This is a genomic window from Sorangium sp. So ce375 (assembly GCF_051473855.1).
Lineage (GTDB): Bacteria > Myxococcota_A > Polyangia > Polyangiales > Polyangiaceae > Sorangium.
On sequence record NZ_CP150335.1, the window covers coordinates 6,580,797 to 6,595,334 of the forward strand.

General features: G+C 71.4%; 14 protein-coding genes. 5 read left to right on the forward strand and 9 right to left on the reverse strand.

Features of this window, described 5'->3' with window-relative positions; genetic code table 11:
• Positions 1-13 precede the first annotated feature (13 nt).
• Positions 14-3,895, reverse strand: a complete 3,882-nt coding sequence (locus WME90_RS24315; protein WP_437274361.1) for a protein kinase domain-containing protein — start codon at positions 3,893-3,895, stop codon at positions 14-16.
• Positions 3,896-4,389: 494 nt separating this feature from the next.
• Here WME90_RS24315 and WME90_RS24320 point away from each other — a divergent pair, with 494 nt between their 5' ends.
• From WME90_RS24320 to WME90_RS24330, 3 genes are all read left to right on the forward strand, one after another.
• Complete coding sequence (locus WME90_RS24320; RefSeq protein ID WP_437274362.1) at positions 4,390-4,656, forward strand: hypothetical protein; 267 nt, start codon at positions 4,390-4,392, stop codon at positions 4,654-4,656.
• Between the two features lie 5 nt (positions 4,657-4,661).
• On the forward strand, positions 4,662-4,805 hold the full coding sequence (locus WME90_RS24325; RefSeq protein WP_437274363.1) for a hypothetical protein: 144 nt from the start codon (positions 4,662-4,664) through the stop codon (positions 4,803-4,805).
• Positions 4,806-4,873: 68 nt separating this feature from the next.
• Positions 4,874-5,698, forward strand: a complete 825-nt coding sequence (locus tag WME90_RS24330) for an SDR family oxidoreductase (protein WP_437274364.1) — start codon at positions 4,874-4,876, stop codon at positions 5,696-5,698.
• A 109-nt stretch (positions 5,699-5,807) separates the two neighbouring features.
• Here WME90_RS24330 and WME90_RS24335 read toward each other — a convergent pair whose 3' ends face one another.
• The 8 genes from WME90_RS24335 to WME90_RS24370 form a co-directional block, all read right to left on the reverse strand.
• Entirely contained in the window at positions 5,808-7,016 is a 1,209-nt protein-coding gene (locus WME90_RS24335; RefSeq protein WP_437274365.1) for a hypothetical protein, read from the reverse strand.
• A gap of 197 nt (positions 7,017-7,213) precedes the next feature.
• Positions 7,214-7,357 (reverse strand): hypothetical protein, encoded by a 144-nt coding sequence (locus WME90_RS24340; RefSeq protein ID WP_437274366.1) that lies wholly within the window; start codon positions 7,355-7,357, stop codon positions 7,214-7,216.
• A 101-nt stretch (positions 7,358-7,458) separates the two neighbouring features.
• Positions 7,459-7,686 carry a hypothetical protein gene (locus tag WME90_RS24345; protein WP_437274367.1) on the reverse strand — a complete coding sequence of 76 codons (228 nt, stop codon included), beginning with the start codon at positions 7,684-7,686 and terminating at the stop codon, positions 7,459-7,461.
• 113 nt (positions 7,687-7,799) lie between these two features.
• Positions 7,800-7,949, reverse strand: coding sequence for a hypothetical protein (locus WME90_RS24350; RefSeq protein ID WP_437274368.1), 150 nt, complete (start codon positions 7,947-7,949; stop codon positions 7,800-7,802).
• A gap of 85 nt (positions 7,950-8,034) precedes the next feature.
• Positions 8,035-9,393 (reverse strand): hypothetical protein, encoded by a 1,359-nt coding sequence (locus WME90_RS24355; RefSeq protein WP_437274369.1) that lies wholly within the window; start codon positions 9,391-9,393, stop codon positions 8,035-8,037.
• Between the two features lie 166 nt (positions 9,394-9,559).
• A complete protein-coding gene (locus WME90_RS24360; RefSeq protein WP_437274370.1) occupies positions 9,560-9,796 on the reverse strand; it encodes a hypothetical protein in 237 nt (78 codons plus the stop codon).
• A 44-nt stretch (positions 9,797-9,840) separates the two neighbouring features.
• The gene (locus WME90_RS24365) at positions 9,841-10,584 is read right to left on the reverse strand and encodes a hypothetical protein (RefSeq protein WP_437274371.1); all 744 of its coding nucleotides are present in this window, start codon (positions 10,582-10,584) and stop codon (positions 9,841-9,843) included.
• Positions 10,581-11,279, reverse strand: coding sequence for an RNA polymerase sigma factor (locus WME90_RS24370; RefSeq protein WP_437274372.1), 699 nt, complete (start codon positions 11,277-11,279; stop codon positions 10,581-10,583). Before WME90_RS24370 ends, WME90_RS24365 begins: the two co-directional genes overlap by 4 nt.
• Before the next feature lie 809 nt (positions 11,280-12,088).
• On the opposite strand from WME90_RS24370, the gene WME90_RS24375 reads away from it, so the two are divergent.
• Complete coding sequence (locus tag WME90_RS24375) at positions 12,089-13,105, forward strand: hypothetical protein (RefSeq protein WP_437274373.1); 1,017 nt, start codon at positions 12,089-12,091, stop codon at positions 13,103-13,105.
• Between the two features lie 201 nt (positions 13,106-13,306).
• Positions 13,307-14,377, forward strand: coding sequence for a hypothetical protein (locus tag WME90_RS24380; protein ID WP_437274374.1), 1,071 nt, complete (start codon positions 13,307-13,309; stop codon positions 14,375-14,377).
• Positions 14,378-14,538: the final 161 nt, after the last annotated feature.

Below are 14,538 nucleotides of genomic sequence, written 5' to 3' on the forward strand. Positions count from 1 at the left end.
TCCGCACCGCCCCCTACCCGCCCCACCTCGCCGCCATCTCCAGCGTCCTCTGGTGCTCCGGCATCGTGAGGAACCGCTCCCTCCACACCGGGTCGCTGATCTTCCCCGCCCTCTCCATCAGCCGCTCCCTCGCCGCCGCGATCGCCGCCGCGCAGTCCGCCTCCATCCCGTTCGCGGCCAGCGCCTCGGCGTAGACGTTCCTGACCGTGGACTCCCCCTCCTCGATCGCCCCGATCGCGTTCAGCATCGAGAACGCCTCCCCGGCCGCCGACAGCGCCTCGTCGAGCCTCCCCAGCCCGAGCAGCGCCCTCGCCCTCGCCGCCACCGCCGCCGCGCGCAGCGGCGGCGCGCTCTGCAGGATCTCCGCCGCCGCCGTCGCCTCCCGCTCCGCCCCCTCGAAATCCCGCGCGAGCAGCGCGATCCGCGCGAGGTACGTCCGCGCGCTCCCCTCCGTGCGCGGATCGCCGAGCCGCTGCAGCAGCGCGATCGCCTCCCGCTCGGTCCGCTCCGCCTCCTCGATCCTCCCCCGGTAGCCGAGGACGTGCCCCAGGTTGCTCAGCGTCGCCGCCGCCAGCTCGTGCAGCCCCATCCGCTCCGCGCCCGAGAGCGCGCTGCGCAGCACGTCCTCCGCGCCCGCGAAATCGCCGAGCTCCGCGTGCATGTAGCCCACGTTCATGCGCACCGCGCACGCGTTGCCGCGATCGCCCGCGCGCTCGAACGCGACGAGCGCCGCCGAGAGCCCCGCGAGGCACGCGGCGGGGTCGCCGTTCACGAGCGCCCGGACCGACCGCGCCTCGTGCAGCCGCGCCACCACCTCGGCCTCCCGCTCCGCCAGGTCCGTCCCGTCGCCCTCGATCGCCTCGATCAGCGCGTCCGCGAACGCGTAGCGCCCCCCGAACACGAGCAGCAGCGCGCCCTCGCCGAGGCACATGTGCTTCGCCACGAGCGCGCCCTCCGCCTCCGGCTCGGCGGCCTGCGCCACGCCCAGCCAGCGCTCCAGCCGCTCGATGCCGCCCAGCTTGCCCGCGGCGACCGCGACCTGCTTTATCGCCGAGAACCACGCCGCGGAGCCGGGGGGAAGCCGGTCCACGGCCTCCGTCCCGCGCTGCTCCGCGAGCGCGAGCTCCCCGCGCCACATGTGCGCCTCGGCCTCCACGAGGCGCAGCGCCCCCAGCGCCTGGGCGCTCGGGCCGCACGCGACGCCGCGCTCGGCGCGCTCGATCGCGGCGGCGAGGTCCTGCGCCCGGAGCGCCTGCTCGGCCGCGCGGCAGTACGCGGCCGCGGCCCGCGAGAGCTCCCCGCCGCGCTCGAAGTGCTCGCCGAGCGCCATCGCGTCCGCGGCGCCCGCGCCCGCGCGCGACAGCCACTCGCCGGCGAGCCGGTGCCCGAGCCGCCGGTCGCCGTCCGTCAGCATCCCGTAGGCCGCCTCCCGCACGATCGCGTGCTGGAAGCTGTACTCCACCTCGCCGGGGAGGCTGCCCTCGCCGCGCCGGGAGATCACCTCGCGCTGCTCCAGCTCGATCAGCTTCGGCGCCACCTGCGCCCCGCCCACGAGCGCCGACACCCCGCCCTGCCAGAACGTCTGCCCGAAGATGCTCGCCGCCCGGAGCGCGCGCCGCGCCTCCACGTCGAGCGCCTCGATGCGCGCCTGCACCATCGCCACCACCGTCTCGGGCAGGTCGGCGCCCTTGCCGTCGGCCACCGCGCGGAGCTGCTCTTCGAGGTAGAACGCGTTGCCGTCGGCGCGGTCGACGATCATCGCGAGGAGCTCCGGCGCGACGTCCTCGCCGAGCACCTGGCGCACCAGCCGCTCGCTCGCGCGGCGCGGCAGCCCCGAGAGCTGCACCTCGTGGACGCCGCGCCCCGCCCAGAGCTTCGGGAAGAGCTCGCGCACCTCCGGCCGGCCGAGCGCGAGCACCATCAGCCGCTGATCGCCGAGGTTGCGGAGCGCCGAGTCGACGAGCATCACGCTCGGCAGGTCGCCCCAGTGCAGGTCCTCGAGCACGAGCAGCACGGGCCTCGCCGAGCACTCGCCCCTGAGGAGCTCCTCCCAGGCGACGCGGATCTGGTCGCTCATCAGCACGGGGCTGCGCCGCGCCGCCATCAGCTGCACGCTGTCCCCGTCGGGGAACGGCACCCCGATGAGCTCCCCGAGGAACGCCGCGGTGCGCGCGGAGTCGCCCTGCCCGTACCGCGCGACGCGCGCGCGGAGCCTGCGCTGCCGCGCCTCGATGGGCTCGCCCTCGAAGAGGCCGATCGCGCGCCGGAGCGCCGGGGCGAGCAGCGCGAAGGCCGAGCCGGCGCTCATCGGGTCGCCGCGCCCGATCCACACCTCGACCTCCTCGCCGCGGTCGCGGAGCCGCCGGATCAGCTCGGAGCGCAGGCGGGATTTCCCCGCGCCCGCGGGCGCGGTCACGAGCACGGCGCTCGGCGTGGACTCATCGACGCAGTGCGAGAACGCCGCCTCCAGGAGCGCGAGCTCGCGGTCGCGCCCGACGCACGGCGTCGGCTTGCCGAGCAGGGGCGGCGTGGAGGCGAGCTCCTCGCGCTCGCCGTGCAGGCGGAGGGCGCCCGCGTCGCGGGTCACGTCGAACCGGGCGCCGAGCAGCCCCGCGGTCACCTCGTCCATCCGGACGGCGTCCACGCCGACCGGCGCGTGCGAAGGCGGCAGCAGGTGGACCGCGCGGTCGATGAGCTCGCCGATCGGCAGCCGCGCGGACATCTCCGCGCGGCCCGTGACGAGCGCGACCGGCACGCAGCCGAGCAGCGCGTTCAGCGCGAGCGCGCAGCGAGCGGACTGCGCCGCGAGGTCGGTCGGGGCGCCGCCGGCGGTGAGCACGATGAGCGGGGAGCGGGACTCCAGGATCTCGAGCTCGCCCTGGTAGCGCTCCGCGACGGCGATGAGCGCCTTGCTGCGCTCCAGGTCTTCCTCCTGCGAGCGCGTCGCCTCGGCGTCGCCGGTCACGTCGCGCGCGAGCACGAGGCACATCATCTTGCGCTCGTTCGTGGTGATCTCGCCCCCGCGCAGGGTGTTCGACGGCCGGCTGCTCACCGCGCCGACGCCCGCGTCGTCGAGCGCGACGAGCTCCGCCGCGACCGCGTCGCCGTCGCTGGGCCGGTCCTTCGGCGGCTTCGCGAGCATGCGCGCGACGAGATCGTCGAGCGCCTCGGGGATGTCCCCGCGCAGCTCCCGGAGCCGGGGCGGATCCTCGAGGATGACCTTGATGAGCACCGAGAGCCCGTCGGCGCCCTGGAACGCCGAGCGCCCGGTGAGGCACTTGAAGAGCACGCAGCCGAGCGAGAAGACGTCGGCGCGGGGGTCGATGTTCGGCTCGCTGCGGGCCTGCTCCGGCGCCATGTAGCCCGGGGTACCGAGCATCGTGCCGGGCATGGTGAGGTGCCGGTCCATGGCGCCGAGGCGCACCACGCCGAAGTCGATGAGGGTGACCCCCTCGACGGCGCCGCCCACGAGGAGCAGGTTGCTCGGCTTGAGGTCGCGGTGGACGATGCCGGCGCGGTGCACGACGCCGAGCGTCGACGCGATGCGCGACGCGAGCGCGATGCTCTCGGCGATCGTGAGCGAGCTCCGGGCGAGCCGCTCGGTCAGCGTCTCGCCGGCGAGCCATTCCATCGCGAGGTAGGGCTGCCCCGCGTCGGTCGCGCCGTGCGCGATGTAGCGCACGATGCCCGGGTGCCGCAGCGCGGTGAGCGCCTCGAGCGCCTCGACCTCGCGCGCGAACCGGATCGCCTCCTGGAGCCCCCGTCGCTGCAGGACCTTCAGCGCCACCGGCTCGTTCGTGACCAGGTCGCAGGCGCGGTAGACGTCCCCCATCCCGCCGGAGCTGGCGAGGCGCTCGATCCGGAAGCGACGGTCGATGACGTCTCCCACGCGCATCCCGGCTCCCCGTCTTACCTGAGACCCCGCATGAGCCTGCTTACAACGGAGTAAACGAAACCGGCCCCGATCGCCAGCGACGACTACGCCCACAGCGGCCGGGCGCGGCGGTGCCCCGGCGGGCGCGACCGTGGCCGGGGTGTGGGCTGACTGACATCGTTCGTCTTCGTCGCGGCGCGCGCTGCGTGCCCGGCGCCCGGTGGGCGGCCCGCGCGGCCAGCGGCCGTGATCCCACGTGAGCGCCCCCGGAGGCGCCGGGGAGCACCGGGAAGCATCGGCCAACGGAGCGACCTGCCTGGATGGGGCTCGCACCCCGGTCGCCGAGGCGCGCCCGAGCGCCGGTGTGTGGCAGCGCATTTTCACCCCACCGAGGCAAAACGTCCTGTCGGCAGGACGCGTCCGGGGGCGCCATTGCGCTTGTCACCGCCTTTCGACCTGGGATCCCGTGGCACGACCCGTGCTGTCCCGTGCTGTACGGATGGATGGTGGGCATCATGAAGACGAAGCTGACAAAGAAGCAAAAGAGGAAGCTCAACAAGCTCGGTCGGAGGGTCCTCAGGCCGGTGGCCGCGGCGACGAGCGTCGCCGTGGTGTTCGCGGCCGGCCTGTACAGCGGAGAGGCGAGGAGTTATCTGAGCAGCGCGACGGCCGCCGTGCGCCGGAGGATGAGGGCGTGGGCGAGCGCGCTGGGTGGTTTGAAGCTGGTGAATGGCGTATCGGGGAGAGCGCACCCCGACGTCGAGCTGGCGCAGCCGTCGTGAAGCCCATGAAGAAGAAGACCCGTCGTGCCCTCCGGAAGGCGGTCAAGGCGGTGTCGACGGCGGCCGCGTTGATCGCGGTCGAGACGATCGGCTCCGCCGCGGGCAGCTTGCTGAAGGACGCGCTGAAGAAGCGGCGGCGCGACCGCTGAGGCGTAAGGACGCGGCCCTGCACGAGCGCCTCGCGCCTCGGGCGGTCCTGGGCTAGGTTCGGCCGCCGATGGACACCCGAACTTATTTCCAGGGCAAGAGCGTTCTCATCACCGGCGGTTCGAGCGGCATCGGGCTGTCGTTCGCGAGGCTCGCCGCGGGATACGGCGCCGCGGTGACGCTGGTGGCGCGCCGCCGCGCCCTCCTCGACGAGGCCGCCGTGAGCATCCGCCGCGAGCACCCGTCGGCGCGGGTCGACGTCCTGGAGCTCGACATCAGCCGGGCGGACGACGTCGCGCGGGCGATGGAGTCGCGGCTCGCCGAGCGGCCGATCGATCACCTCGTGAACAACGCGGGCGTGGTGATGCCGGGGCGCTTCCTCGAGCTGCCGCTCGATCAGTTCCGGAGCATGATGGACGTGAACTTCTTTGGGTCCGTGCACCTGTGCAAAGCGGTGCTCCCGGCGATGGTGGCGCGCGGCAGCGGCCATGTGCTCAACGTCTCGTCGCTGGCGGGCGTGATCGGCATCTACGGTTACACGCCCTACGCGGCGAGCAAGTTCGCGCTGCTCGGCTTCTCGCAGGCGCTGCGCGCGGAGATGTGGCCGCACGGCGTGCGGGTGAGCGTGTGCATGCCGCCCGACACGGACACGCCGCAGCTGGCGTTCGAGAACCAGTACAAGCCGGCGGAGACGAAGGCCATCGCGGGCAACGTGAAGACGCTCGAGCCGGACGCCGTGGCGCGCAGCATGGCCGACGGCATGGCGCGCGGGCGATTCGAGATCTACCCCGACGTCGGCTCGCGCGTGAGCGCGATCGCGCAGGGGGTGATCCCGGGCGTGGTCCGCTGGGTCTGCGACAGCGCGCAGCGCAAGGCCGGGACGGCGGCCGGCTGAGCGGCTCGCCGCGCGAGCCGCCCCGTCGCCTCGGGCCGCCGTGGTCGCCTCGCGCGCGCTCGCCGCGCGACATTCACCAAACCAGGAATCAGCGCGCCGACCGGTGTTCTCAGCGCTTCTCTCCCGGGATAGGTCCTACCTTGCAGCAAAGCTCGTGGTCCGCCGTCACCGTGCCGGCCACGTCGAGGCTGGTCGGCCCGGGACCGTTCTCTACGGTGATGTCGATGCAGTTCGTTCCCGGCTGGAAGCACGATGGATCGGACGTTTGCACGTGAATCGGGGCCGCCATATTGAAGCTGCCGCCCGGCGCCCCTGGCAGCATGCAGCCGTTGAGCGAGATCGCGGTGATCACGTCGTCGGCCCGTATCGACAGATCGAGCATCGGCACGGTGAAGCCTTGCTCCAGCGTGAAGCAGCTCTCGTAGGTGTAGAACCCGGTGAGCCCATCGGCTGACCCGCCCTCCGGTCCTACCCACTGGGAACCCGGGAACGCCGGCAGCCAGGCGGGGTTGGGTGACAGGATCGTAGAGCTGCCGATCAGGCTCGGATCGGGCGCCGCGACGATGGTCCACGAATCGTCCTTGTCGCCGACCGAGCCGGGCAGGCCCCACGCCGCCTCGCCGCCGCTCGACAGGTCGAGCTCGAGCGCAGGGCAGACGGCGATCTCCAGGCTGTCGCACGAGGTGTTGTCCTTGGGCGTGGCGTCGTTCCCGTCCGAGCTGACGGAAGCGCAGTTCTGGGCCTCGGGCGTCTCCGGCCGGTCGTTCACCCTCACGTCGAGCCGGATCGGAGCCGCCGACGTGAACGGCGGCAGCGTGCCGGCGAAGGTGCAGGTCACCGTCTGCGCCACGGCAGCGCAGCTCCATGGGGGCGAGGGGGAGGCGGATACGAACGTGAACACCGGATCGAGCACGTCTGTCACGGTGATGCCGAAAGCCGGAGCGCCCGAGTTGTTGCTGACGGCGATCTCGAATACGCCCACGCCGCCGGCGACGAACGTGCCCTCGTGCCGCTTCCGGATGGACAGATCGTCGCGGATCTCGTCGGGGATGCCGCAGTCCGCGCAGGGTCTGACTTCTCTGCCGTCGCTACCTTCCTTGCCGGTCCAGGCTTCACTGCCTTCACTGCAGCCGCTGCCGTCGACATCGCACGGGTAAATCGACACATAGGTGCAGCCTCCGACGATCGAGGTCCCTCCCAGCGTGGCGCAGAGCGCGAGGACCAGGAGAGCCCTGTCTCCTCTGGCCCGGAATCGCGTCGGCGCGTTCTCCGTGTCCTTCTCGCTGGCAGGCATCGTCTTGTTGATTTGGATAGTCATGGTCGTTCCTTCTCCTCACGTCGAGGTGAGGACAGGTAGCGTCTGCGTTCGGGCCCAATGCCCGGCCGTGCTGCCTCTTCAATGGATTACGCCATGCAGCTGCCGATCTATCAAAGACACCCCCCAAAAAAAAGAGAAGGCGGAGATCGTCGACCTCCGCCTCCCGGCGCCGCAGGGCGCGCCGCGGCTTTACCATCTCAGCGCTGCTTCGCCCCGAGCAAGGAGAGGTGCGAGACGCGGTCGCCGCAAGGGCAGATCTCGGGCCGTCGAGCGCTCGTCGAGCGGCTCGCAGCCAGCATCGCCTGGATGAAATGGAGTGCAGGAGCGATCCATGCCAGCATGACAGAATCGCAGGGGCTCACCGTTGTCGAACAGGAGCCTTGTTCATCGAAGCGCTGGGCTTCAGCGCACAGAGCATGCGCGATGGCTCAGATCCGCTCGGTCACGGGTCCCAGCAGCTCCCAGGCTGGTCGTTGATGTGGACCCAGAAGCGGTTGTTCGGGTCATGGGAGGCGACGCTGATGTCGTAGAGGTCGTTGATGTTCCCGTAGGCCCTAAAGGCCCACCCGCCGCCGCCGTCGTGGTGCTCGGCCATTTCCCAGCCGGCGCCGAAGGTCGAGACGCACTGCGCGTTGGCCGCGGCGAGCGACGTGAGCGTGGTCCCCGCCACCGGCGGCGTGAGCCCGATGTTTCCGGCGGCCCACCCGTCGTAGAAGCTGGGCTCGAAGCCGTTGCTCCCCGAGCCGTCCTTGGCGATGCAGGGCGCGCCGGCGATTCATGATTTCATGGCATCAACAGGATCGTTCCCGTCGATGAACCGATCACGCCGTCGCTCTCCACCTCGAACGAGATCACGGCCTGCGCGACATCCTGAAACCACATCGAGGACGACAACACGTTGAGCGTGTAGCTCAGCTTCGCACCAGCGCTCATCCCAGCGCTCATCTCCATGGGCGGGGGAGGCAGATCGATGCTGCCCAAACGGACACCGTTGGCATTGTTGACAACGAGCGTCGCCTTATTGATCTTCGAGGAAAAATCGGGGTTGATGTAGATGTCCAGCTCGTGCGTCCCCAGGCTGAAGCCGCATTTCCTTTTCCGTGGACCGGCTGAAGGGGGCGAACCCCTCCTGGATGAATTGGGCATCGTACTCTTTTCCTTCGACTCCCTCGCACTCGTCTCTCGAGATCATCCGCGTCCACGCGGCCGGGCACGTTCCCCCCGAGATGCCGAACGCCGCGTTCGCGCCGTCGATGCCCGGCTCGCGTCGAAGCGGCCCGCCGGGGCTGTTGCCGGCGGCAGCGACCACGAGCGCGCCCTGACATGTCGCGTGCCTGATCGCGTCGTACAAGGACTGCGCCGCGCACGAGAGTTTTTCGGCGTCCGGGCCGCAGTCCGGCCCAGGCTGCGCGCCGATGCTGGCGTTGATCACCAGCCGAGGATTGACAGGGGGCACGCCCGGAGCTGTATAGTTCTGCGATTGCCAGGAGCTCACGGAGCGATAGATCGCGGTCGCGACCTGGCTCATGCTCCCGAAATGGCCTCCGCTGCTGCCCAGGTTGCTGTTGTCGAGTTGCGGCAGGCCGAGCTCGTAGGTCACATCGGCGGCGCAGCGAACGCCGGGATCCGAGCAGGTCAGATCGCGGATCAGCCCTCCGACCACGGTGGCGTGAGCGTTCACCGGCGACTGGTTACTCGCCTTGGTGTCGATCACCGCGACCCTGGCGATCGCCAGGGTCGCGCCCGCGTTCACCGGCGGGAGCGCCGCGCCGTTGACCTGTTGGATGAACTCGTCGTGAAGGACGGTCCTCATGGCATCGACATCCACATCGTCCCCATCGCCGAGCGGGCCGACCGTGACGCAGTCCTCGGCAAACGTGCACGTGTCGTCGCTGGCCGAGGCGACGGCGGCCTGCAGCGCAGCGGTCTCGGCGGGGTCGGGCTCGCCCGCGCCGAAATACTCATAAACGCAGTACTCGGCGAGGAAGGCGGGCGCATCGATCTCGCTCTGGAAGAGCTTCTTGCCCCTCCAGGGCATGCCCACCGGCAGGTCCGGGCAGACGCCGCCGCGGAACCTGCCTACCCAGCGGCGCCCGGTGCAACCAGCCACCACCTCCGCAGGCGCGGAGCCGCCGCCTCCCTCGGACGCGGAGCCGCCGCCTCCCTCGGACGCGGAGCCGCCGCCTCCCTCGGACGCAGAGCCGCCGCCTCCCTCGGACGCAGAGCCGCCGCCTCCCTCGGACGCAGAGCCGCCGCCTCCCTCGGACGCGGAGCCACCGCCTCCCTCGGACGCGGAGCCGCCGCCTCCGTCCGGCGACCGGATCGGGTCCCTGTCCCTGCGGTCGCAGGCGGAGAGCGCGACGAGGGGCAAGGACACGAAAATCAGGAGAAGGGAAACGGAATGCAGACTACGGTGCTGCATCGGCATGAGACGAACCTCCGGGCGCCCGACCGGCGCCAGGGTGAGTCGGCCCGCGCGATCCGCGGCCTCTCCTGCACTACGCCCCTTCGCGTGCCGGTCTATCAGGGCGGTGCGTTTTTCTTCAGGGGCCCCGTGTTCGGGCGATCCTCGCGAGCTTGCCGACGGCCTGCGCCTGCACGGCGGCCCGCGGGTCGCCGACGAGGGCGAGGAGCTGCGCCTCCGCCTCATCGAGCTTGCCGCTTCGCCGCAGCGACTCGGCGACGCCGAGCTCGGGCGCGGCGTCCTTGGGCTGCGCGGCGACCTTGGGCTGCGCGGCGTGCTCGGCATGGGGTGCGAGCGAGAGGCTCGCGAGGAACACCGCTGCGGAGAGTCGCCGCGCACTCCGCGACCTCCGAGCACCGCTCAAGGCGGCTCCAGGATCACCTGCTGCCGCAGCACGCGGACGCCGTCCTGCGGCTCAGCGCGGGCGATCGCGCCAGCGTCCTCCGGGAGGACCTCCGGCCGGCCGACGGCCAGCACGATCTCGTAGACCCCGATCGCGCCGTCCGGGAACAGGGCCTCGCGGGTGCCGGCGATCCGCACCGCGCCGGTGGGAGAGATCTGCGCCGCGCCCGAGGGCAGGGCCCAGAGCGCTGCGCGTTGCTCGTACACGAGCGCCGCCCGCAGGATCACCGGCCCGCTCACCGCCTCCTCGGGTCGGAGCGTCATCGTGAGGCTGCCGCCCGCCCGGAGGTGCACAGCGGGCCCGGCCGCCGGATCCCCACGCTCTGCCGAGGTCACCAGCGCGTACGGGGGAAGCGGCTCTGGCGAACGAGGGCGCACCAGCAGGGCCAGCGCGGCTGCGGCCGCCAGCGCCGCGACCGGGACCGCCTTGCGCCACGGGAAGCGCGGCGCCCCCGCAGCCGCCTGGCCTCGCCGCTCGGCCAGGAGGCGCCGGACCTTCAGCCTCCGCTCCTCGACGTCGAACGGCCGGAGCATCTCCTCCGCCAGCCGTCCCTCCTCGGAGCGCTGCATCTCCGCGCGGAACGCCTCCGCTTCCTGCCCGGCGAGCTTCCCTTCGGCGAGCGCTTCCCAGCGCGGATCGACGAACGGATCCCGCTCCTGCGCTGCTCTCCTCAGCGCCTCCAGAAGCTCCTCGTCCCTCATGGCTCACCATCCAGGGTACTACGCCGGGAGCCCAGCAGTCCTCGCAGCGCGGTGCCGACGACCGCCTTGACCCGCTCCAGCAGCCGGTGCTTGTCGTTGTAGACCTGCGCGCGGCTCCGCCCGGTCAGATCGCAGACCTGCTCGGCCGAGAGCTCGAGGTCATAGAACCAGCGGAAGAGCTGGGCGTCCTTCGCGCCGAGGCCGTGCTCGACGGCGTCGAGCAGGAGGGCGCGGCGCTCGGCGTCCCCGAACACGTCCTCGACGCTCCCCTCGATCTCGCGTTGCCGCTCGATCTCCTGGTCCTCGGCCGGCTGCTCGAGCCAGGGGTTCTGTCGCCTGCTACGGAGGATCCCGATGATCCGGTTCCGCGCGAGGACGGCGACGAAGCCCTGGAGGCCCGCGCCGCGCGCAGGGTCCCATTGGCGGAGCCGGTGCCAACGATCCTCCGCGAGGAACATCAGCACCTCATTCAAGAGGTCTTCGACCTCCCAGCGCGCGTCGTGCCCGTGCGCGCGGCACCCGCGGAGGAGGCGGGCGGCGACGGGCTGGATGGTCGGCTCGAGCGCGAGGCAGAGATCCTCCTCGGCGCGCGGATCCTGCCCTGCTGCGCGCTGCACCAGCGCGAACGTGAGCGCGGGTCTCGTGGAGATAGAAGCCGAGGCGGTCGAATGTTCGGGCATCGAGCGGGGGGCCACCGGCGGCCTATCCATCAAGGCAGCGCTTGCCGGGGGCGAAGGTAGGACGAGCAACGCCGATCGCGCAACGCAGGGGCTCCGTCGTCCGCATCGCCACCGGGTGACGCCGGCGCGAGGTTGCTGCCGGAAGCACCGCGGGACACTTGTGGCGGTGAAGACGCGACGGTCCGCCACACCTCATCGGGCCGAACATGCCGGGTGGCGTCGTCGCATGATGAGGCGGGAGCCATCATAACCGATGGCTCATCGGACGTGTCAAGTTTCGCGTAAGAGACGGTCAGACGACCCCACCGACGTGGCGGCGCCGAGATGGGCGGAGGGGTACACCAGAGCTTCCGCCAGTTCGTCCTCACGGCATCATCGCCTGCCGGACGCGCGCTCGTCTTTCACTGGGTGGCGGCGCGCGCGCGTGGCTCACCACGAAGGCGCGCGACGGTCGGGGCACCGCCATGAGGTACGAGTATTGAACGACAGCGCCTCGACGAACGCCTTCGTGAGAGCGAGCAACGCCGCGAACGCCGCGATCTTCGACGTCAGCACCGATATCCCATCTCGCACCACGCCTCGATACGAGCATCGTTGAAGAATCACCGGTGATCAGCGCTCGACGACGGCCGGAGATCTGGCTCGCTCCGCCAGAGCGCGCCGAGATCGCGCCTGGCCAGCCCCCATCGCCCGACACCCAGGCACCCCGGCGGCTTCCAGGGCTTCCACCGACAGCCTCCTTCTGGTACGTGGGGCCGTCGACCGGAGCTCCCGCTCCGAAGCGGTCCGCAAAACCCGAGACTCGGCCGAGGAGATCCACACCCGTGCGAAGGAACACACGTCGTGTCGCCGCGCTCCCGCTGTGCATCGCCCTGCTGTTCGGCGCGGCGGAGGGTCGCGCGGAGGCCCCGACGCAGGCGGTCGCCCGGCTCATGCAGCAGGCGAACGCGGCCGCTCGCGAGGATCGGCTGGCCGACTCGCGCGACCTGTGGATGGCCGTCTGGCGGCTCGATCGCGCTCAGGTCGCCGCCTGCAACATCGGGGCGCTGTCGCTCCGGCTCGGCGACGCGCCGGCCGCCGTGCGCTGGCTGTCGCTCTGCCAGGAGATCATGCGCGCGCCCAGGACGCCCGCGGAGCGCGCGCTCGTCGAGTCGCGGCTCAGCGACCTCGCCCGCGCGCGGCAGCTCACCGGCGAGCTCCACGTTGTCGCCCCCGAGGGCTCGAAGATCACGATCGACGGCGCGCCCACCGAGATCGAGGGCGACAAGCCCGTCCCCGTCGCCCCCGGGCGCCACGTGGTGCGCGCCGTGCTGAACGGCAACCTCGCGACGGCCGAGATCGACGTGCCGCGCGGCGAGGCGCGGGAGGTCGTGCTCACCTTCGCCGCCAGGCCCGCCGACGTCCCTGCGCCGTCCGAAGGCCTCCCGGCCGCGCCCGCAGGCGCGCCGGCGCCGCCTCCCGGCCCCCGCTCGCCCCCCCTCATCCCCCTGCCTCCCTCGCCCGGGCCGCGGCCGGAGCTCGTCGCCGGCGGCTTCGGGCTGTCCGCCACCCTGGCCGCGATTGGCACCGTGATGCTCGTCGGCGCGGGGAAGAAGGACGATGCGGGCTACTCCGCCGCGCTCTCCGCGGGGCCGAACGGTTGCTTCCGGTTGACCCAGCCGATTTGCCAGCAATCGGTCTCGGACTACGACGATGCGCGCACGTATCGTGGTGTGGGCATCGCCGGCCTCATCGCGGGAGGGGCCGTCCTGACCGCCACGCTCGGCTATACCCTCTATCCGCGCGGGCCGGCAGAGATCACGGTGTCGGCCAAGGGGCTTACGTTCACGAGCGCGTTTTGATGTGCGCTTCGACATCGCGCCTGCGCTGCCTGCGCTGATCGAAGGCCGCCTCGCCCGCAACGCGATCTTGCGAAAACTTGCGTGACGGCGGCCGCCTGACCGCGGCATACTGCGCCCCGAGACGACCTGGCAGACGACACCCTGGCGGATTGGGGCCGCCGGGGTGCCGGCGCCACAGCCTCGTGCCGGAGGACTGGACGCATGGGTAGACCCATCGCGAATTGTGCTGCTGCTCTCCTCTTTCTATTCATCTCAGCGACCTTCTTTGCTTGCGGCGATGGGCCCTACGTGGGTGGAAGGTGCGCGACCACGGACCACTGCCAGTCGGACCTGCAGAATGTGCCGGGCACGATCTGCGTCGACGAGCATTGCAAGTGTAGCGAACCGGGAAAGGTCATCTGCTGCGCGCTCGGCGACGACGCGCCGAGCTGCTTCGAGGAGTGCCGGTACTGCGACGAGTGCGCGGAGGGCACCGAGACGTGCTCGGGGGTGCCCGTTCCACCCGGGGGCTGCGAGGGCGACGTTGACTGCGCGGGCCCGCCGGACCCGCGGTGCGGCGTGGGGAGGTGCGTGGACGGCGCGTGCGTCGTCGAGATAGAGCAGGGCCCGATCGCCTCGCAGGTCCGCGGCGACTGCAAGGTCGAGGAGTGCACGGCCGAGGGCCGGGTGGTCAGCCTGGCGGCCGTCGATGCCTACGACGACGGCAACCAGTGCACCCTCGACGTCTGCGAGATCGATGGGCCACGAAATCTCATCCTGGATGGGGTCGTATGTCCCGCCTCGGGCTCCGGGCGATGCCATGAAGGCGCCTGCGTCCAGTGCGTTGACGCGGACCCGACGCTGCTGTGCCCCGGCGGGCTCGCGTGTGATGGTGTCTGGTGCGTGCCGGAGCACTGCGTGAACGGTGCGCAGGACGCGGGGCTCCGGGAAACAGGCTTGGACTGCGGTGGCCCGTGCCGCCCTTGCCCGCCGAGCGAGCGCTGCAAGGTCGCCAAGGACTGCGAGAGCCGCGTGTGCACGAACGAAAGCTGCATGATCCCGACGTGCAGCGATGGCGTGAAGAACGGCCTCGAGGCCGGCGTCGACTGTGGCAAGCTGTTTTGCCCGCGCTGCCCGGTGGGCGGTGGCTGCGAGACCGGCGCGGACTGCCTGAGCAGCGTGTGCTGGGGCGGTATGTGCCAGGCGCCCACGTGCACCGACGGCGTGAAAAACGGCGACGAGGCCGGCGTCGACTGCGGGGGTGAGGGGTGCGCCGCGGCGTGCCCGGAGTGAGTCGCCCGCGGCGCGAACGCTGCCCAGCAGGACCTCGTCCGGATCGGGTGGGCTCGACCATGACCTGCATGCCTGCGGTGCTCAAAACTCCGACACCTCACCCGTCGAATTTCCGTTTGGGTCGCTCACGTGAGGCGCGACATCGTCGGGGTGGGTCCGCT

Bases quoted from the DNA above. Each gene is read 5' to 3' on its own strand.
- WME90_RS24350 (WP_437274368.1), bottom strand. From the start codon at position 7,949: ATGAGCGCTGGTGCGAAGCTGAGCTACACGCTCAACGTGTTGTCGTCC.
- WME90_RS24335 (WP_437274365.1), bottom strand. From the start codon at position 7,016: ATGACTATCCAAATCAACAAGACGATGCCTGCCAGCGAGAAGGACACG.
- WME90_RS24325 (WP_437274363.1), top strand. From the start codon at position 4,662: ATGAAGAAGAAGACCCGTCGTGCCCTCCGGAAGGCGGTCAAGGCGGTG.
- WME90_RS24320 (WP_437274362.1), top strand. From the start codon at position 4,390: ATGAAGACGAAGCTGACAAAGAAGCAAAAGAGGAAGCTCAACAAGCTC.
- WME90_RS24380 (WP_437274374.1), top strand. From the start codon at position 13,307: ATGGGTAGACCCATCGCGAATTGTGCTGCTGCTCTCCTCTTTCTATTC.
- WME90_RS24365 (WP_437274371.1), bottom strand. From the start codon at position 10,584: ATGAGGGACGAGGAGCTTCTGGAGGCGCTGAGGAGAGCAGCGCAGGAG.
- WME90_RS24315 (WP_437274361.1), bottom strand. From the start codon at position 3,895: ATGCGCGTGGGAGACGTCATCGACCGTCGCTTCCGGATCGAGCGCCTC.
- WME90_RS24340 (WP_437274366.1), bottom strand. From the start codon at position 7,357: ATGCTGGCATGGATCGCTCCTGCACTCCATTTCATCCAGGCGATGCTG.
- WME90_RS24330 (WP_437274364.1), top strand. From the start codon at position 4,874: ATGGACACCCGAACTTATTTCCAGGGCAAGAGCGTTCTCATCACCGGC.